The organism is Catellatospora aurea, assembly GCF_042663325.1.
GTDB lineage: Bacteria > Actinomycetota > Actinomycetes > Mycobacteriales > Micromonosporaceae > Catellatospora > Catellatospora aurea.
The window spans coordinates 14,323-33,148 of the sequence record NZ_JBHTAC010000063.1; the positions used below are offsets into that span (position 1 = coordinate 14,323).

17 protein-coding genes and 1 riboswitch are annotated in these 18,826 nt (G+C 72.4%); of the genes, 8 read left to right on the top strand and 9 right to left on the bottom strand.

The genetic code is table 11. The features are described from left to right. Positions 1-55 precede the first annotated feature (55 nt). From ACFQO7_RS35105 to ACFQO7_RS35115, 3 genes are all read right to left on the bottom strand, one after another. A complete protein-coding gene (locus ACFQO7_RS35105; protein WP_376810435.1) occupies positions 56-751 on the bottom strand; it encodes a nucleotidyltransferase domain-containing protein in 696 nt (231 codons plus the stop codon). Further along, a complete protein-coding gene (gene mgrA / locus ACFQO7_RS35110) occupies positions 751-1,758 on the bottom strand; it encodes an L-glyceraldehyde 3-phosphate reductase (protein WP_376810436.1) in 1,008 nt (335 codons plus the stop codon). The genes ACFQO7_RS35105 and mgrA overlap by 1 nt, the downstream gene beginning before the upstream one ends. A gap of 119 nt (positions 1,759-1,877) precedes the next feature. Continuing rightward, positions 1,878-3,416 (bottom strand): tetratricopeptide repeat protein, encoded by a 1,539-nt coding sequence (locus ACFQO7_RS35115; protein WP_376810437.1) that lies wholly within the window; start codon positions 3,414-3,416, stop codon positions 1,878-1,880. A gap of 393 nt (positions 3,417-3,809) precedes the next feature. Between ACFQO7_RS35115 and ACFQO7_RS35120 the strand changes: the two genes are divergently transcribed. From ACFQO7_RS35120 to ACFQO7_RS35130, 3 genes are all read left to right on the top strand, one after another. Next, the gene (locus ACFQO7_RS35120; protein ID WP_376810438.1) at positions 3,810-4,544 is read left to right on the top strand and encodes a hypothetical protein; all 735 of its coding nucleotides are present in this window, start codon (positions 3,810-3,812) and stop codon (positions 4,542-4,544) included. Between the two features lie 77 nt (positions 4,545-4,621). Beyond that, positions 4,622-4,801: a hypothetical protein gene (locus tag ACFQO7_RS35125; protein WP_376810439.1), complete on the top strand. Its 180-nt coding sequence runs from the start codon at positions 4,622-4,624 to the stop codon at positions 4,799-4,801. A 4-nt stretch (positions 4,802-4,805) separates the two neighbouring features. After that, entirely contained in the window at positions 4,806-5,276 is a 471-nt protein-coding gene (locus tag ACFQO7_RS35130; protein WP_376810440.1) for an NUDIX domain-containing protein, read from the top strand. Positions 5,277-5,283: 7 nt separating this feature from the next. On the opposite strand, the gene ACFQO7_RS35135 is transcribed toward ACFQO7_RS35130, so the two are convergent. Further along, positions 5,284-5,865 carry a dihydrofolate reductase family protein gene (locus ACFQO7_RS35135; RefSeq protein WP_376810441.1) on the bottom strand — a complete coding sequence of 194 codons (582 nt, stop codon included), beginning with the start codon at positions 5,863-5,865 and terminating at the stop codon, positions 5,284-5,286. Between the two features lie 264 nt (positions 5,866-6,129). After that, the gene (locus ACFQO7_RS35140; RefSeq protein ID WP_376810442.1) at positions 6,130-6,981 is read right to left on the bottom strand and encodes a helix-turn-helix transcriptional regulator; all 852 of its coding nucleotides are present in this window, start codon (positions 6,979-6,981) and stop codon (positions 6,130-6,132) included. Between the two features lie 103 nt (positions 6,982-7,084). Between ACFQO7_RS35140 and ACFQO7_RS35145 the strand changes: the two genes are divergently transcribed. Continuing rightward, a complete protein-coding gene (locus ACFQO7_RS35145) occupies positions 7,085-7,813 on the top strand; it encodes an SDR family oxidoreductase (protein ID WP_376810443.1) in 729 nt (242 codons plus the stop codon). A gap of 33 nt (positions 7,814-7,846) precedes the next feature. Here ACFQO7_RS35145 and ACFQO7_RS35150 read toward each other — a convergent pair whose 3' ends face one another. Further along, positions 7,847-8,332 carry a molybdenum cofactor biosysynthesis protein gene (locus ACFQO7_RS35150; RefSeq protein ID WP_376810444.1) on the bottom strand — a complete coding sequence of 162 codons (486 nt, stop codon included), beginning with the start codon at positions 8,330-8,332 and terminating at the stop codon, positions 7,847-7,849. 92 nt (positions 8,333-8,424) lie between these two features. Between ACFQO7_RS35150 and ACFQO7_RS35155 the strand changes: the two genes are divergently transcribed. From ACFQO7_RS35155 to gcvP, 3 genes are all read left to right on the top strand, one after another. Next, positions 8,425-9,639, top strand: a complete 1,215-nt coding sequence (locus ACFQO7_RS35155; RefSeq protein WP_376810445.1) for a cysteine desulfurase-like protein — start codon at positions 8,425-8,427, stop codon at positions 9,637-9,639. A gap of 85 nt (positions 9,640-9,724) precedes the next feature. After that, on the top strand, positions 9,725-10,702 hold the full coding sequence (locus ACFQO7_RS35160) for a zinc-binding dehydrogenase (protein ID WP_376810446.1): 978 nt from the start codon (positions 9,725-9,727) through the stop codon (positions 10,700-10,702). Positions 10,703-10,887: 185 nt separating this feature from the next. Then, positions 10,888-10,976: riboswitch (glycine riboswitch) on the top strand. A gap of 99 nt (positions 10,977-11,075) precedes the next feature. Continuing rightward, complete coding sequence (gene gcvP, locus ACFQO7_RS35165) at positions 11,076-13,880, top strand: aminomethyl-transferring glycine dehydrogenase (RefSeq protein WP_376810447.1); 2,805 nt, start codon at positions 11,076-11,078, stop codon at positions 13,878-13,880. A 118-nt stretch (positions 13,881-13,998) separates the two neighbouring features. Here gcvP and ACFQO7_RS35170 read toward each other — a convergent pair whose 3' ends face one another. Further along, a complete protein-coding gene (locus ACFQO7_RS35170; RefSeq protein WP_120321268.1) occupies positions 13,999-14,196 on the bottom strand; it encodes a DUF5999 family protein in 198 nt (65 codons plus the stop codon). A gap of 175 nt (positions 14,197-14,371) precedes the next feature. Between ACFQO7_RS35170 and ACFQO7_RS35175 the strand changes: the two genes are divergently transcribed. Further along, a complete protein-coding gene (locus ACFQO7_RS35175) occupies positions 14,372-15,580 on the top strand; it encodes a chorismate-binding protein (protein WP_376810448.1) in 1,209 nt (402 codons plus the stop codon). Between the two features lie 99 nt (positions 15,581-15,679). Here the strand turns inward: ACFQO7_RS35175 and ACFQO7_RS35180 are convergent, their stop codons facing one another. Next, positions 15,680-17,419 (bottom strand): substrate-binding and VWA domain-containing protein, encoded by a 1,740-nt coding sequence (locus ACFQO7_RS35180; RefSeq protein WP_376810449.1) that lies wholly within the window; start codon positions 17,417-17,419, stop codon positions 15,680-15,682. 170 nt (positions 17,420-17,589) lie between these two features. Beyond that, on the bottom strand, positions 17,590-18,774 hold the full coding sequence (locus ACFQO7_RS35185; RefSeq protein ID WP_376810450.1) for an alanine racemase: 1,185 nt from the start codon (positions 18,772-18,774) through the stop codon (positions 17,590-17,592). Positions 18,775-18,826: the final 52 nt, after the last annotated feature.

Here is an 18,826-nt window from a genome sequence, read left to right on the forward strand (position 1 = left end):
CAAGTATCCACAACGACCGTGCCGTGCCGTAAGGCCACCCGATCGGCCGCCGTCGTCACCGAACGGCCGAGTCCAGCCCTTCTTCGCGTACGCCCACCAGGAACTTCTCCACCGCGGCCCGGTCCGGCTCGGCGGGCAGCACGGTGTCCGCCGCCGCCCGCGCCAGGTCCGCGGAGCGCTGCTCGGCCAGCGCCGACACCCGCTCGAACGGCACCTCGCCGCGCTTGACCGACAGCATCAGCTCCCGCTCGTCGGACACGTCGACCAGCACCTCACCGGTACGCAACACGTGCGCCCCGGCCCGCAGCAGCCGCAGCATGTGCATGGCCTGCTTCCAGCGCACCTCGCCGGTGCGCTCCCGGTGCGCCCGCAGCTTCGCGAACTGGTCGGCGGCATAGCGCCCGTAGGTCTCCGCCGCCCGGCTGGACAGGAACGCGCCCCGCACCGCCAGCAGCCGCTCACCGGTCGGCGTGCACAGCTCGACCAGCGGCGACCACAGGCACTCCAGCACCGTCGGGTTCGCCGTCAGGGCGAGCGTGCACAGCCGCTCGACCTCCCAGGAGAACTGCTCCTCGGCCGGGCCGTCCACGTGCGTGGGCGGCTTGTCCAGGCCCCAGAACAGCCGGGTCGGCGCGACGAACACGCCGCGGCGGTCGGTGTCGGAGGCGGGGCCCGCGAGGCCGTACGCCCGCGAGCCCACCACCACCGACAGGATGCCGTGCTCGACGACGAGCTGATGCGCGTCCAGCACTAGATGACGATCTCCGCCTCGGTGGCGAACTGGTCGATCTCGGTCAGCTCCTCGGCGGTGAAGTCGAGGTTGCCCAGCGCGGCGACGTTGTTCTCCAGCTGGGCCACGCTCGACGCGCCGATGACCAGGCTGGTCATGCGCTCGTCGCGCAGCGCCCAGGCCAGCGCCAGCTGCGCCAGCGACTGCCCGCGCCGCTTCGCGATCTCGTTGAGGCCCTCGACCTTGACCCGGTTGCTCGGGGTCAGCGCGTCCTCGTTGAGGAAGCGGCTGGTCCGGATGCGCGAGTCGTCCGGCACGCCCTTGAGGTAGCGGTCCGTGAGCAGACCCTGGGCCAGCGGCGAGAACGAGATGCAGCCCGCGCCGACCTCCTCCAGGGTGTCCAGCAACTGGTCGCGCTCGGTCCAGCGGTTGATCATCGAGTACGACGGCTGGTGGATCAGCAGCGGCGTGCCCAGCGACTTCAGGATCGCCGCCGCCTCGCGCGTCTGCGCCGAGGTGTACGAGGAGATGCCGACGTACAGCGCCTTGCCCGCGCGCACGGCCGCGTCCAGCGCGCCCATCGTCTCTTCCAGCGGGGTTTCCGGGTCGAAGCGGTGCGAGTAGAAGACGTCGACGTAGTCCAGGCCCATCCGCTGGAGCGACTGGTCGAGGGACGCGGTCAGGTACTTGCGCGAACCCCACTCGCCGTACGGACCCGGCCACATGTCGTAACCGGCCTTCGTCGCGATGACCAGCTCGTCGCGGTACGGCTTGAGATCCGTGGCCAGTATCCGGCCGAAGTTCTCTTCGGCCGCACCCGGCGGCGGGCCGTAGTTGTTGGCCAGGTCGAAGTGCGTCACGCCCAGGTCGAAGGCGCGGCGCACGATGTCGCGCTGGCGGTCCCAGGGACGCTCGTGGCCGAAGTTGTGCCACAGGCCCAGCGAGATCGCGGGCAGTTTCAGCCCGCTCCGGCCGCTGCGACGGTAGATCATGGAGTCGTATCGCTTCGGGTCTGCCACGTACGTCATGTGGATCAGCCTAGTCCGCTCGTCAGGGCCCCCAGCCGCCGCGTCGCGCTCGCAGTTTCGGCGGAAACCGCAGCATTCAAGTCCGCGATTGCTGCAGTTTCCCCGAAAGAGGCGGCACGTCAGCCGGTGGTGGCGAGGCAGAGGGAGACGAGGCGGGCGCCGTCGTGCCAGCCGAGCAGCACGGTCTGGGCGGTGTTCGGCGAGGCGTCGCCGCAGAAGACGGCCTGGGGGCCGTCCGGGCCGGTCGAGGGCGACGTCATGATGCCGGTGACGCGGTAGACGGCCCGCGCGTCGTCGCAGGCCACGAGCTGCGCCTGGCCTGGGAGCAGGACGCCGGGCCGGGCGGGGCCGCCGTCGGACGACGTCAGGCAGCGGCCGGTCAGCACGTCGGCGGGCGGTGGCGCGGCCGCACCGTCCGGTCGCAGGACCAGCCCGGCGATGACACCGACGGCGACCAGCGCGACGACGACCCGGCCGCCGATCGCGACCGCGGACAGGGCGGTGTACCTGGCTTCGAACCTGCGAGCGCCCGCGTCCGGCTGCCGGGGACCGCGCCGGAGGAAGGCCCGGTGCCGCCGCCTGCGGTGCAGCCGTGCGGCAGCGCCGAGGAGCCGGGTGTACGCCCGCGACGCCGTGACGAAAGCCGCGATGACGGCGAGCAGGGTGACGCCCGCGGCGACGCCCCGCCCCGCCGGTGTGCTCGCGACCGGCCTGAGCAGCAGCGCGACGAACGGCACGGCGACGCAGGCCCACGCCACGATCCGGCCGTACTCGGCTCGGGTGGGCGGTCTGCGGACCAGCCGCCGCATCGCGGTCGGCAACCGCGCGTAGGACCACCCCGCGCCGGCGGCCACCAGCACGGCCAGCGCGCCACCGGCGATCCGCTCGGCGCGCGGGCTCCCGGTCAGCAGGACGGCCGCCCAGCACAGCCACGCCAGCACCGCGCCGTCCGCGAGGCGGTGCAGCCAGGCGTGCACGGCCTGGCCCAGGTTGCGGTGCAGCAGGACGTGCTGCGGGTCCTGGGCGAGGGCGTCGATCAGCGTCCGGCCGCCCGCGGTGTAACGGCCCGTCCTGAGCTGTTCGACGGCCAGGTTGTTGCGCGCGGCCACGTGCTGCGGATCGAGCGCCAGCGCCTGCTCGTAGCAGGCCTGCGCGTACGCGGGATCGAACGCCGCCGCGTGGACCCGGCCCAGCGTCAGGTGCGCGTCCGGCACGTCCGGCGCGAGTTCCACGGCCCTGCTCGCGGCCAGATACGCCGACTCGACGCCGACCACGGTCTCGTCCAGCAGCTCGCTGTCGGCGAGCACCACGTGGCAGGCCCAGTTGTCCGGCGCGAGCCGTACGGCCTCCAGCGCCGCCTCCCTCGCCTCCGGCGGGCGGCAGCGATGGCGCAGCGCCGTCGACCGCAGCCGGTGTGCCCAGTCGCTGCTCGGCTCGGCGGCCACGGCCGCGTCGGCGGCCCGCAGCATCGCCCGGTGGTCGCCGCGTCTGCTCTCCACGATCGCCAGCAGGCACAGGGCGGCGGCGTTGTCCGGGTGGCGGCCCAGCACCCCGGCCAGGATCTGCCCGGCGGAGTCGGGACGGCCCACCGCCAGCAGGGCTTCGGCTCGCTGCAGGTCGTCGAGGAGGTCGTCGCCCTGCGCCACGGGATCGCTCACGACGACGGATTATGCGTGATCTTCAGGCGCGGTGGGGGGCGGGCGCGTACGGACCGCGGGGTGCGAGCCAGGAGCCGTACGCGCCCGCCTGCCTCTGCTGGCGGCAGAGGCAGTCCTATCCGGCGGCGTACGGCCGGACGAGTTCGGGTTGTTCGGTCCACCAGTCGGCGTAGTGGGCGATCAGATGGGCACCGCGCATCCGCAGATCGCAGGGGTGGACGCGGCCGCACTGCCGACAGCAGCCGGTCGCTTCCCGGCGGTGCACCGACAGCAGATGTGCTCCATACGCCGCCTGCGCGTCGGCGTACCGCGCGAACTTCCGAGGCGGTCGACGTCGCGACGCGCCTGTGGCGTTACACGGTGGTCAGGCGGTCGCTGGCGCTGGCGATGTCCGTGACCGATGAGGCGTCGACTCGCGCGGGGTGGCGCTGGCTGTTCGACCCGGACGACAGCACGGTCGAACGGGCCGGAGACGGGCGGGTGACCGCCGCCGACGTCGATGTGTTGCGGACCATCCAGCGACAGTTCTTCGATCTCGATCGTCGGCACGGCGGTGGTTACGCGCGCACTTTCGTCGCCGAGTTCCTTCATCGCGAAGTTGCCCCGTTGCTGAACGGAACCTATACCGACGCGATCGGACGTGAACTCTTCGCCGCGGCGGCCGAATTGACCGCTCAGCTCGGGTTCATGGCGTACGACGGCGGTGCGATGGGACTCGCTCAGCGGGCGTATGTCCAGGCGTTGCGCCTGTCGAAGGCGTCGGGCGACCGCGCCTTCGGGGCGCACGTGCTGGCCAACATGGCGACCCAGGCCGTGTTCATGGGTAAACCCGGTGAGGCGGTCCAGTTGAGTTCAGCAGCCGTCGAGGCTGCGCGAGGGTCGGCGTCGAGTGTCATGGCACGGATCCAGACAGCCGCAGCGAGCGCCAGGGCCGGCACCGGTGACCGAACCGGCGCGTACCGCGCCCTGGCGGACGCGGAGGCGGCGATGGGACGGCAGCCTGACGGCGGGCCGTCCTGGGCCACCTATTTCAGTGCGGCCCATCATGCGGGAACCGCCATTCGCTGTTTCCGCGACCTGGGGCAGCCGGCTCGGGCGCTGGGATATGCCGACGCCACGCCGCGCTGACCATCAGCGTGGGAGGGGTCAGGACAGAGGCGCTCCATACGGCGCTGCTGGCTACGGTCCATGCGGAGAACGGCGACTTGGAACAGGCGACGGCATTCGGCCGGACCGCGGTGCGTCTGGCCGAGCGTGTCCGCTCGAATCGCGTCGAGGACCGGATCCGGACGTTGCTGACGGCGTTGGGGAAGCATCGCAGCGATTCACGAGCCGATGAGGTGATCGTCCTTGGCGAGACAGTGCTCGCCGCAGGCGTACCCTGATGCAGTGGCATGGGTCGAGCCTGAGATCTGGTACCGGAGCCTGCCGACCTTCTATGCCGCGGCAGATGTTCTCGTCACCGACGAGCACGATCGCCTTCTGCTGGTCAAGCCGAACTATCGGGATCACTGGGCGTTTCCCGGCGGGATGATCGAGGCGGGCGAGCCGCCGCACGTCGCCGCTGCGCGCGAGCTGACCGAGGAGATCGGTCTCAAGATCGAACTGGGCGGGCTGCTCGTCGTCGACTGGGCGCCGCCGATGGGACACCGGCCGAGCGCGATCATGTATTTCCTGTTCGACGGCGGGTCTGTGTCCAGCGGGATCACCGTCGACCCGGACGCGGAGGAGATCGAACGGGCCGCGTTCTTTCCGCTGGCCGAGTGCGTGACCCTGCTCCCTGCACATACCGCGAACCGGGCGACAGCAGCGATGGCGGCCAGAGCGTCCGGCCGCACCGCCTACCTGCCCGTGCTGTGACCTCGGGTCAGACGACGTCGTAGCCGAGCATGAGCACGCCGGTGCTGGTCGGGGTGCTGTCGACGAGGCGGAGCCGCTGCGGGCGGGGCATTTCGTTGAACAGCCGCTTGCCGGCGCCCAGCAGCAGCGGATGCAGGAACAGCCGGTATCCGTCGACGAGACCGGCGGCGATCAGCTCCTGCACGAGCACGCCACTGCCGAGCACGGCGATCACCCCGTCGCCCTGCGCTTTGAGGTCGCGCACTGCTTGAGCCAGGTCGCCCTGAAGCACCGACGCGCCAGGCCAGTCCACGTGGGTCAGGGTTCGGGAGGCGACGTGTTTGGGGGTGGCGTTGAGGTGGGCCGCCATCGGGTTGTCGTCGGGCTGGGTGGGCCAGAACGCGGCCATCTTCTCGTAGGTGCGCCGCCCGAACAGGTACGCCGTCGTGTCCTTGAGTCCTTCGCCGGCCGCCGACGCCTGGACCTCGTCGAAGTACGGCGCGGCCCAGCCACCGTGCTCGAAGCCGCCGTCGCGGTCCTCGTCCGGGGACCCGAGGCTCTGCACGACCCCGTCCAGCGTCACGAACTCGATGACCATCAGCTTGCGCATACGTCTCTCCCTGCCGCTCACGGCCGACCGCGCCGGCCCGTCTCCTTCTGTACGAACGAGCGGCCGCCGGATCGACAGCAGGCGGTTCGTGAATGTGGACGGACCTCCTGCGCTTCCTGGTATCCCGTCCAAGGACGGGACACCCAAGCCGTGACCCCGCTGCACTTTCAAGGAAACTGCAGCAATTGCCACCCCTGATCGCGCAGTTTCCTTGAAAGTGCAGGGAAACCCCACGGAACCCGGGCGTCCGCACGGGGAGGGGAGTCAGGTGAGGTAGTCGGCGGGCCATTGGGTGCCGACGACGCCGAGGAGTTTGAGGGCGTCGGCGGACGGGGTGCCGGGGGCGGCGGTGTAGACGATCAGGCGCTGGCCGTGGCCGGCGACGTCGAGGACCTCGCACTCCAGGGTCAGCTCGCCGATCACAGGATGGCGGACGTGCTTGGTGGTCGAGCCGCGCCGGACGTACACCCGTAGCTGCTCCCACCGCCGGACGAACTCCGGGCTGGCCGCGCGCAGCCGGGCGATGAGGCCGTGGATGCCGGGGTCCTGCGGATACTGGGCGGCGGCGGCGCGCAGCTCGGCGACGCACTCGTCGGCGAACGCGGACGACTGCGGGTCGGCCAGCGCGATCGCGCTCAGCTCGCTGCCGAACATGTTCCACAGCATGTTGCGGCGGCCGGGCGGCCAGGTCGTCGGGTCGCCGAGCAGGGCGGCGGCCATCGGGTTCCAGGCGAGGATCTCGTACTTGACGTCGATGACGTACGCGGGGGTGTCGTCGAGCCGGTCGAGCAGGTGCAGGATGCCCGCGGGCACGTCGGGGCTGGGGCCGATCGGCGGGGCGGGCAGCTCGCCGGACAGGTGGTACAGGTGGGCGCGCTCGTCGTCGGACAGGCGCAGGGCGCGGGCCAGCGCGGACAGCACCTGCCGCGACGGGCGTGGTCCGCGGGCCTGTTCCAGCCGTGTGTAGTAGTCGACCGAGATCCCGGCGAGCCGTGCCGCCTCCTCGCGCCGCAGGCCGGGTGTGCGCCGTCGGGTCCCGGCGGGCAGGCCCACGTCGGCGGGCTGCACGCGGGCGCGTCGGCTCTGCAGGAACTCGGCGAGCTGGCGGCGATCCATGCCGCCATCATGCGCGGGGCGGGCGGCGGCCATCCAGGGACCGCCGGTCCCTGGTTCAGCCGTGCTCTCCTCAACACGCGGGCGACACCGCAGGCTCGGCGGCATGAGCGAAGCGAAGGTCGCCCTCGTGACGGGGGCCAACAAGGGAATCGGGTACGAGATCGCGCGAGGGCTCGGCCTGGCCGGGGTGACGGTGCTGGTCGGGGCGCGTGACGCGGAGCGCGGTTCGGCCGCGGCCGAGAAACTGGCCGCCGAGGGGATCACCGCGACGGCGCTGGAGCTGGACGTGACCGATCCGGTGTCGGTGTCGGCGGTCGCCGCCCGGATCGAACTGGCGCACGGCCGCCTCGACATCCTGGTCAACAACGCGGGCATCCTGCTCGAACGCGGCCAGCGGCCCAGCACCATGCCGGTGGAGGTGCTGGAGCGGACCTTCGCCGTCAACGTGTACGCCGTGGTGCGGGTGACCAACGCGCTGCTGCCGCTGCTGCGGCGGGCTCCGGCGGGGCGGATCGTCAACCTGTCCAGCGGGCTGGGCTCGCTCGCGCTGACCAGCGATCCGGACGGGCCGTACGCGCCGTTCCCGCTGCTGGCGTACAACGCGTCGAAGAGCGCGCTGAACTCGGTCACCGTCTCCTACGCCAACGAGCTGCGCGGCACGGCGATCAAGGTGAACGCGGCCGATCCCGGCTACTGCGCGACCGACCTCAACGGGCACGCCGGTCCGCGTACGCCGGCGCAGGGCGCGGCCGTCGGGGTGCGGCTCGCCACGCTGCCCGATGACGGCCCGACCGCGGGCTTCTTCAGCGAGGACGGCCCCGAACCCTGGTGAGAACCGCGGGCGGTCCACGACGGGCCGCCCGCGCTACGCGGGGGGAATGGGGGCGGTCGAGACCTGGACCGGGCCGACGCGCAGGATGCCGTCGTCGAGCGGTGTGCAGCGGATGCCGCCCTTGCCGCGCAGCGCCCGCCAGGCGCCGGGGCCGATGGTCACGTCCATCCAGGCGCAGGGGTGCGCCGGGCGGTTGACGCGCAGCCGCACCGGCCCGTGCCCGGAGTCGAGCACCAGCACCGAGCCGACCAGGTCGTCGACGGCGATGCCGCTGGTCAGGATGTTGCGCCGGACGTGGGTCAGGTCCGCGCCGGGCGGCAGCGACTCCTGCGCGATCACGGTCACGCTCGCGTCCCGGTGCGCCTGCCTGCCGAAGTACCGGTCCCCGACGATGCCGAGCTGCGCCCGGATCCGCACCTGCTCGACCAGCTCACCCGGCGGCGCCGGCGACGGCCCGTCCGCGGGCCGCCCCTGAAACCGCCGCACCCCCGACGCCAGCAGCTGCACGATCTCCGCCACCAGCCCACCTTACGACCTGCGGCTACGCCCGTGGCGTGGACACCGGCCGTTTGGATCATGACGGGGAGCGGGCGGGTGGTTAGGGTGGCGGCATGGCGTTCGACATCGCGCGGGCTCGCGCTGCGTACCCGGCTCTGGGTGAGGGTTTCCGGCACTTCGACGCGGCCGCGGGCTCGCTGGTCGCGGAGCCGGTCGCGCAGGCGGTCGACGCCGTGTACCGGGGTGCGGTGGCCAACCGCAGCGACGCGTTCGCGCCCGGCCGGCGCGCGATCGGGATCGTCGCGGACGCCCGCCGCGCGGTGGCCGACCTGCTCGGCGCGGACCCGGCCGGAGTGGTCTTCGGCAACAGCGCGACGTCGCTGGTGTACCTGGTCGCCCGCACGCTCGGCCAGTCGTGGGGTCCGGGCGACGAGGTGGTCGTCTCGCGGCTGGATCACGACTCGAACGTGCGCCCGTGGGTGCAGGTCGCCGAGGAGCAGGGCGCGACCGTGCGCTGGGCCGAGTTCGACCCGGCCACCGGCGAGCTGCCGACCTGGCAGTACAAGGACCTGGTCAACGACCGCACCCGGCTGGTCGCGGTGACGGCGGGCAGCAACGCGATCGGCACCCGGCCGGACGTGCCCGCCATCGCCGCGATCGCGCACGCCGCCGGGGCGCTGGTCTTCGTGGACGGCGTGCACGCGACGCCGCACCAGCCGACCGATGTCGCGGCGCTCGGCGCGGACTTCTACGTGACCAGCGCGTACAAGTGGTCGGGCCCGCACCTGGCCGCCTGTGCGGCGGACCCCGCGCTGTGGGCGGGGATGTTCCCGGCGAAGCTGCGCCCGTCCAGCGACGCGGTGCCGGAGCGCTTCGAGTTCGGCACGCCGAGTTTCGCGTCCCTGGCCGGGGTCACCGCCGCCGTCGACCACCTGGCGGGCCTGGACCCGGCCGCGACCGGGTCCCGGCGCGAGCGCCTGCTGACCTCGCTGGCCGCGGTACGCGACTACGAGGCGGAGCTGTTCGCCCGGCTCGTGGACGGGCTCGCCGCGATCGACGGGGTGTCGCTGTGCCCGGCCCCGGCCGACCGGTGCCCGACGGTGTCGTTCCGGGTCGGGTCGACGCACCCGGCCGAGACGTCCAAGGCGCTCGGCGACGCGGGGATCTGCGCGTTCGCCGGGGACTACTACGCGTGGGAGTACTTCCACACGATGGGCCTGCGGGACTCCGGCGGCGCGGTGCGGGCCGGCATCTACCACTACACGACCGCCGAGGACGTCGACGTGCTGCTGGACGCGGTCCGCGCGCTGGCCAAGCAGGCGGCCTGAGGCACGTCGCCCGCGTCGCGGCTTGACCTCAAGTGCACTTGAACTCCTAGCGTCGTCGGCAACCGACGCACACCCAGGAGCGCCCATGCACGCCATCCGGCAGTACGAGTTCGGCCCCGCCGAGAACCTCCGCTTCGAGGAGGTCCACGACCCGACGCCAGGCGAGGGGCAGGTGCTGGTCGAGGTCGAGGCCGCCGGGGTGCACCTCATCGACACCACGATCCGCTCCGGCAGCCCCGGGCCGTTCCCGCCGCCGCGGCTGCCGATGACGCCGGGCCGCGAGGTCGCCGGCCGGGTGGGCGGCATCGGGCCGGGCGTCGACCCGGCCTGGCTGGGCCGGCGCGTGGTCGCGCACCTGGGCATGACCAGCGGCGGGTACGCCTCCCGTGCGGTCGCCGCCGTTGCCTCCCTGCACGAGATCCCCGAGCAGCTCAGCGCCCCGGCCGCGGTGGCGATGATCGGCACCGGCCGGACCGCGGTCGGTGTGCTGCGCCTGGCGCGCCTGACCGACGCCGACGCGGTGCTGGTCACCGGCGCGGCGGGTGGCCTGGGCACGCTGCTCGTGCAGGCGGCGCAGCGGGCCGGGGCGCTGGTCGTGGGGGCGGCAGGCGGCCCGGACAAGGTGGCCCGGGTCCAGCGCAACGGAGCCGACATCGCCGCCGACTACCTGGACCCGGGCTGGGCCGACAAGGTGCGCGCCGAACTTGGCGAACGCGACCTGACCGTGGTCCTCGACGGCGTCGGCGGCGAGCAGGGCCGCGCGGCCCTGGAACTGCTCGCCCCGCTCGGCCGCTTCCTGATCTTCGGTGGTTCCGCGGGCGCGCCGACCCAGCTCACCACCCAGGACCTGTACGCCCGGGGCATCATCGCCTCGTCGGCGATCGGCCCGGCCATGCTGAAGGTCGCCGGTAGCCTGCGCCCCCTGGAGGAGCAGGCCCTGCGCGACGCCGCCGAGGGCTGGCTCACCCCGGCGATCACCACCTTCCCGCTCGCCGAAGCCACCCGCGCCCACACCGCCCTGGAGACACGCGCCACCACCGGCAAGGTCGTCCTCCTGCCCTGACCCCCGCCCCGCCCCGCCCTCCTGCCGCAACTCTTAAAGACTTGCGGCGTCAGACGGCCCTGGTGGGCGCATGTCTTTAAGAGTTGCGGCGGGGAGGGGTGGGCGCGGGGAGATCGACATGGGGGTGGGGAGTGGTGTGGGTTACGGTGGCGGGGCACACGTGCTGGTAGCGTGGGCGGTGCCGGCACACCCGTGTGGGAGAGTCCGCGTAAAGCGGCGCCGAAGGGGCAATTCCTCCCCGGAACCTCTCAGGCACCCGAACCGTACGGGCATGGCGACTCTGGAGCGGCGCGACCCGCCGTGGCGAGGCTCACGAGCATCGCCCGTGACAGAGGGGGAGGGCTATCCATAGTCCTCGACCCCGGAGCACACATTGAGCGCCTTCGTAGAACGCCACATCGGTCCCGGTTCCGACCAGACCGAGCGCATGCTCAACGCCATCGGCTACTCCTCGATCGAGGAGCTGATGGACGCCGCCATCCCCGAGGTGATCCGCTGGCACGGCGCGCTGGACCTGCCCGCCGCCGCGACCGAGGCCGAGACCATCGCCGAGCTGCGCGCCTTCGCCGACCGCAACACGGTCGCCACCTCCATGATCGGCCTGGGCTACTACGGCACCCACGTGCCCGGCGTGATCAAGCGCAACGTGCTGGAGAGCCCGGCCTGGTACACGGCCTACACGCCGTACCAGCCGGAGATCAGCCAGGGCCGGCTGGAGGCCCTGCTCAACTTCCAGACCGTGGTCACCGACCTCACCGGCCTGGCCACCGCGAACGCCTCCATGCTCGACGAGGGCACCGCCGCCGCCGAGGCGATGACGCTGGCCCGCCGGTCGTCCAAGAGCAAGAGCAACGTGTTCGTCGTCGACGCGGACACGCTGCCGCAGACCATCGACGTGATCGCCACCCGGGCCGAGCCGCTCGGCATCGAGGTCCTGGTCCTCGACCTCGACACCGAGGAGCTGCCCGAGCAGTTCTTCGGCCTGCAACTGCAGTACCCGGGCGCGTCCGGCGCGCTGCGCGACCACGCCGCCCTGATCGAGACCGCGCACGCCCGCCAGGCCCTGGTGTCGGTGGCCGCGGACCTGCTGGCGCTGACCCTGGTCCGCGCCCCGGGCAGCGTCGGCGCGGACATCGCCTGCGGTAGCGCCCAGCGCTTCGGCGTGCCGATGGGCTTCGGCGGCCCGCACGCCGGCTACCTCGCGGTGCGCGCCGGCCTGGAGCGCTCGCTGCCCGGCCGCCTGGTGGGCGTCTCCAAGGACGCCGACGGCACCCGCGCCTACCGGCTCGCCCTGCAGACCCGTGAGCAGCACATCCGCCGCGAGAAGGCGACCAGCAACATCTGCACGGCGCAGGTGCTGCTCGCCGTCATGGCCAGCATGTACGCCGTCTACCACGGTCCGGACGGGCTGCGGAAGATCGCCCGGCACGCGCACGACAGCGCGAGCCGCCTGGCGGTCAGCCTGCTCACCGGCGGCGTCGAGGTCGCGCACACCGCGTTCTTCGACACGGTCACCGCGGTCGTGCCGGGCCGCGCGCAGACCGTGGTCGCCGCCGCCGAGCGCGACGGGATCAACCTGCGCCTGGTCGACGCCGACCGGGTGAGCGTGTCCTGCGACGAGACCACCACGGTCGCGCACCTGAAGGCGGTCTGCGCCGCGTTCGGGGTGGCGCTGGCCGAGCCCCGCGAGGCCACCGCGATCCCGGCGGAGCTGGCCCGCGACACCGAGTTCCTGACCCACGAGGTGTTCTCCAGCCACCACAGCGAGACGGCGATGCTGCGCTACCTGCGCCGCCTGTCGGACCTCGACTACGCGCTGGACCGCGGCATGATCCCGCTGGGCTCGTGCACCATGAAGCTCAACGCCACCACCGAGATGGAAGCGGTGACCTGGCCCGAGTTTGGCCAGCTGCACCCGTTCGCGCCGCAGCACCAGACCGCCGGCTACCGCGACATGATCGCTCAGCTGGAGGGCTGGCTGGCCGAGGTCACCGGGTACGACGCGGTCAGCGTGCAGCCGAACGCCGGTTCCCAGGGCGAGCTGGCCGGCCTGCTGGCGATCCGGGCGTACCACCGCGCCAACGGCGAGGCCCACCGCGACGTGTGCCTGATCCCGTCCAGCGCGCACGGCACCAACGCGGCCAGCGCCGTGATGGCCGGCATGCGCGTGGTCGTGGTGGCCTGCGACGACTCCGGCAACGTGGACCTGGTCGACCTCGACCGGGCGATCGACAAGCACCGCGACGACCTCGCCGCGATCATGGTCACCTACCCGTCGACGCACGGCGTGTACGAGACCGGCATCGCCTCGCTGTGCGCCAAGGTGCACGAGGCCGGCGGCCAGGTGTACGTCGACGGTGCGAACCTCAACGCGCTGGTCGGCTTCGCCAAGCCGGGCAAGTTCGGCGCGGACGTGTCGCACCTGAACCTGCACAAGACGTTCTGCATCCCGCACGGTGGCGGCGGCCCCGGCGTCGGCCCGGTGGCGGTGCGCTCGCACCTGGCTCCGTACCTGCCGGGCACCAAGGACGTGTCGGCGATCAGCGCGGCCCCGCACGGCAGCGCCGGCATCCTGCCCATCCCGTGGGCGTACCTGCGCATGATGGGCCCGGACGGCCTGGCGGCCGCGACCGGCACCGCGGTGCTGGCGGCCAACTACGTCGCGGCCCGGCTGAAGGAGCACTACCCGGTGCTGTACAGCGGCAACAAGGGCCTGGTCGCCCACGAGTGCATCCTCGACCTGCGGCCGATCACCAAGGCCACCGGCGTGACCGTGGACGACGTGGCCAAGCGCCTGATCGACTACGGCTTCCACGCCCCGACGATGTCGTTCCCGGTCGCCGGCACCCTGATGGTGGAGCCGACCGAGAGCGAGGACCTGGGCGAGCTGGACCGCTTCGTCAACGCGATGATCTCGATCCGCCGCGAGATCGACAAGGTCGGCGCGGGGGAGTGGCCGGCCGATGACAACCCGCTGGTCAACGCGCCGCACACGGCGTCGATGGTGACCGGGGACTCCTGGGACCACGCGTACCCGCGCTCGGTCGCGGCCTACCCGGGTCTGGTGAGCGCGTCGGAGCGCGCCGGAAAGTACTGGCCGCCGGTCCGGCGCATCGACGGCGCCTTCGGGGACCGGAACCTGGTCTGCTCGTGCCCGCCGCCGGAGGCGTTCGCCTGAGGTCTGCTGCCGCCGGCCCGGGGAGGCGTCCATACGACGCGGGCTTCGGGCCGGCTCGGCGGGTGTTTTACTGATCTTTCGGGGCGCTCCGTCGCGCCCCGGGTCTTCGCCGTTAGGGTCAGGCCATGGCGTGCACCGCGGGACCGCGGTGCGGAGCGATGCTCGACCCGTCGGGGAGCAGCTCGCCGGTGTCCTCGAAAACGATGACGCCGTTGCAGAGCAGGCTCCAGCCCTGCTCAGGGAAGGACGCGACGACCTTGGCGGCGTCGTGGTCGATCGCGTCGGCTGAGGGGCAGACCGGTTGGTGCTGGCACAACATCGGGGTTCTCCGCGATTCGGTTAGGGGTGGTGGCGTTGGAAGCTCGATCTGAGACCGTCCGTCGCCGGTGTGCTGTCGATCACAACAGTGACGCACGCTACCAAGCCGAACGAGCCTTTTACGAGCAGGTAACGCAGGGCCTTTCTAGATATCAACCTTTCGGACGAGCGGAATGAAGCCAGTCGGTCTAGCCCCCACCCACGGGATGGCCAGGGATATTCCCGGCATTCCGGCGACGTGCCGTGACCAGGCATGGGAACGCTCCCGGCTGGAGTGGCGTGTGGGCGACCCGGGCGATCCGGCCACGCTGGTGGAGAACTTCCTGGCCCGGCACGGGCTGCCGGTCGGCGACCTGTCCGGGCCGTCCCTGGCGGGGCTGGCCCATGAGGTCTGCGGCGCCGCGCTGTTCGCGTCCGCGGCGGGCGGGGCTGCCATGATCGGCGGCTGCCTCGGGGCGCCCAGCCCCGCGCCGGCCGTGCCGGACGTGGTCGTCGTGGTATACGAACACACGGCAAACCTACGCCTCCAGGAGCCGTCCGCGGGCGACCTCGGCCGAACGGTGGGCGCGTGGCGGCTCGGCCCGTGGCGGCCCTCCTGGAGCCCTTCGCGCCATGCCGAGGCGGTGGAGTCGGTCCGTGAGGCCATCGCCCGCGGCGACGTTTACCAGGTCAACATGGTCGGCCACGCCGCGGCCGCTTACCACGGGGACCCGCTGCCCGCGCTGCGCCGGGTGACCCGGCTGGGCGGGGCCCGGTACGCCGGGATCCTGCAGGGCGACGGCTGGGCGATCGGCTGCGCCTCCCCGGAGACCCTGCTGGAGGTCCGTGGCGGGCACGCGGTCACCCGGCCCATCAAAGGCACCACGCCGGCCACCGAGGCCGGCCGGGTCGAGCTGCTCTGCTCGCCCAAGGAACGCGCCGAGCACATCATGATCGTCGACCTGCAGCGCAACGACCTCTCGCACGTCGCGCAGACCGGCACGGTACGCGTGCCCGAGCTGTTCGCCGTACGCCGCTGGGCCGACCTGTGGCAGGCCGAGTCCGAGGTGACCGCGCTGCTGCGGCCCGGCACCGGGCTGGCGGAGCTGCTCCGGGCGATCTGCCCCGGCGGCTCGGTCACCGGCGCGCCCAAGCTCGCCGCGCTGCGCGAGATCGCCGCTCTGGAGCCGGTCGGCCGCGGCGTCAGCATGGGCGCGCTCGGCTGGATCGGCCCCGACGGCATCGACCTCGGCCTGACCATCCGCACGGTCGCCGCCGACGGCCAGGACCTGCACGTCTGGGCGGGCGGCGGCATCACCATCGACTCCGACCCCGCCGCCGAGGTCGCCGAGGCCGCCGCCAAGGCCGCCCCGGTCCGCGCCGCCCTCCACGGCCTGATCTGACCCGTTCCGCGACTCTTAAAGACTCGCGGCCTCAGGACAGTCCTGAGGCCGCGAGTCTTTAAAAGTTGCGCTGGGAGGGGCGGCCGGGCCGCCGGGTGGTCACTGGAAGTCGAAGATGGCGGCGCGCAGGACGTTGCCGATGTCGTACGAGCGCTCGGAGCTGTACGTGCTGACCTTCGTGGCGGCCGAGATCTTCTTGAGGGCCTCGCTGTTGGACGGCTTGCCCAGGGCGATGGTGACGACCTTGACCGGCCGCTCCTTGTCCGCGCCGTTGATCTTCTCGATCAGTTGCTCGAGCTTGAGGCCCTGCAGCTGGTCGTCGTCCGCGCCGTCGGACAGCAGCACGATCATGTTCGTCGCACCCGGCACGTAGTTCTTCTGCATCGTCTGGTACGCCGCCCAGACCGTGTCGTACATGCCCGTGGCGCCGCCCGGCTCCAGGGCCTTGAGCTTCGACGTGAGCTGGTCGCGGCGAGGCTTGCCCGAGACCTCCTCGGCCATCTTGCCCAGCGGCACCAGTTCCTTGTACGCCTTGTTGCCGCTCTGCTTGGAGGAGAAGCTCCACAGGCCGACCTGCGCGTCGTCGCCGAACATGTCGACGGCTTCCTGCGCGCCCGCCTTGGTCAGGTCGAGCTTGGTCTGGCCGCCGGTGCCCCGCACCACGCCGCCCATGGAACCCGACACGTCGAGCACCAGCAGCATGTTGGTGGGGCGGGTGAGCGCCGTCCAGGTCTCCGTCGTCTTGGTGATCGACTCGGTGAGCAGCACGCCGCCCGGCAGGGCGGTGAGCTTGCTGATCACGCCGTTGGCGGGGGACAGCTGCGGACCGGGCTGGCGGTTGGAGTCGCGGTAGCCCTGCTTCTGCACCTCACCGCGGGCGGCGTCGCCGCGCAGGTAGCTCAGGAACGCCTCGGCCGCGGCGGAGCGCTCCGGGGTGGTCCAGGCGGCGTTCTTGAGCACCAGGTACGGGTTGTCGGCCTCGGTGGTGGCGTTCTGCGGGTAGACGGCCACCAGCGGCAGGTCGGGGTGCTCGGCGTTGTGCCGCACCACGTCCTGCTCCAGGGCGGGGAACGCGTTCACCGTCTTGCCGCCGCCGCTGACGTACTCGGCGAACAGCTCCTCGGTGGTCGTCTTGTAGAGCGCCATGCGCTGCTCCAGCGCGAAGACGCGGCCCAGCTCCTCCGGGTCGACCTCGGTGTTGTCGTCGGCGTCGATGATCGCCGACAGCGCGAGCAGGCCCGCCGTGGACGCCGCGGGGTCGCTCATGCCGACCTTGACGGAGCTGTCCTTGGCGAGCTTGTCGAGCAGGTCCTTCCAGTCGAGCTTCGCGTCGGGCCAGCCGAGTTTCTCGGCCGCGGCCTGCGGCATGGCGATGACCACCGGCGTACGCGCCACGCTCGGCAGCCGGTCCGGCAGGACCTTGTCGGCTGCCTCGCTGGTGGCGGCGGCCGCCTTCACCCAGGCGCTGGACGGTGGGACCCACACGTCGGGCGCCGGGCCGGAGACGGCCGTGTCCCATTCGCGGGTCAGCGCGCGTACGGTTGCGGCGGTGTCCTGCTCGCCGATCGTCACCGAGGCACAGACACCGTCGACCGACGGGTTGGTCTCGGCCCACTTGCCGGCCAGCGCGCGCAGCAGGTTGGCGGTTCCCGGCTCGGCCACGACAGTGGCCTGGGTGCTGCCGCTGCACGAGTCCTTGATGACGTACACGTAGCCGATGGTCGCACCGGAACCGATCAGCACGAGCGCCGTCGGGATGACGATCCACGGTGCGATGCTGCGGCGACGGCCACCACCGCGCCGGTGCGATCGGACCGTGGAACTACGGCCGTTCGGCATCGGGGCCTCCGCTTTCGAGGGGTGTCGAGGGGGGTGAGAGGGGGGTGTTGCGCACCACAACTCGTGGTGGAACCGGCACAGTCTAGGACCTTGTCAAGCCAGGTCGAACAGGGCGGACCATCTCGTGATCATCCGATTCGCTGGGTAGATCGCAGGGTCACTCTGCGCGGTCAGATGACGAGGAAATCGGGCTCGGGATGCCGCAGGAACGCGTGGTGCGAGATGTCCCAGCCGTACGCCCCGGTCCGCGCGAACACCAGCAGGTCACCGACCCGCAGCCGGTCCACGTGCCGGCCGCGGCAGAGCACGTCGCGCGGTGTGCACAGCTCGCCGACGGCGTCCACCGCCACCCCGGCGACCTCCGGCCGCGGCCACGGGTACGCCCACCGGTCCACCGGCAGCACCGTGAACGGGTGGTCGTATCCCCACGCCGCGGGCAGCCGGAAGTGGTGCGTGCCGCCGCGCAGCACCGCGAACCACCGCCCGTGGGCGCGCTTGAGGTCGAGCACCTCGGCGGCGTACCAGCCCGCGTCCGCGGCGAGCCACCGTCCCGGCTCGACGACCAGCTCGACCCCGTCCGGCACGCTGACCCGCAGCTCGTCCAGTGCGAACCCCGCGTCACCGGCGTAGTCGACGCCGAAGCCGCCGCCGGCGTTCACCGTGCGCAGCGGCACGCCCAGCCGCAGCGACGTGGCCGCCGACCAGCGCAGCGCCTCGGCGAGGAAGGCCGAGTGCGCGGCCGCGTCGAGGTTGTTGGAGACCGCGTGCAGGTGCCATCCGGCCAGGTCCAGGCCGGGCAGCGAGCGGGCCAGCGCGACCGCCTCGGGCAGCTGCGCCTCCTCGACGCCGAACGGGGTCGGCGCGCCGGTCATCGCGTGCGTGCCGGGCAGCCCGGCGTCGGCGCGGTTCACCCGCAGCGTGATCGTCGCCGTGGCGCCCGCCCGCTGCGCGAGCAGGCTCAACCGGCGCAGCTCGTGCACGCTCTCCACGTTCACGGTCACGTCCGCGGCGGCGCTCAGGCGCAGCGCGTACGCCAGCTCGGCGTCGGTCTTGGCCGGGCCGCCGAACACGATCCGCCCTGCCCCGGCCGCCTCGGCCAGGGCCAGCTCGCCGCCGGACGCGACCTCCAGCCCGTCGCAGACGTCGGCGGCCGCGCCGACGATCGCGGGATGCCCGTTGGCCTTCACCGCGTAGCAGACGGTCACCCCGGGCAGCGCCCGGCCCAGCTCCTCGACCCGCCCCCGCAGCACGCCGGGGCCGTAGACGTAGGCGCAGACCGGCCCGTCGAGGCCGCGCAACGCCGCCGCGATCCGCTCCGGGACCCCGTGCGGGCCTGCCGGAGCCGCGTCCGTCATCCCGGGTGTCCATGATCCGGACACTTCCGGGACGGATGCGGCCCCGCCGGAC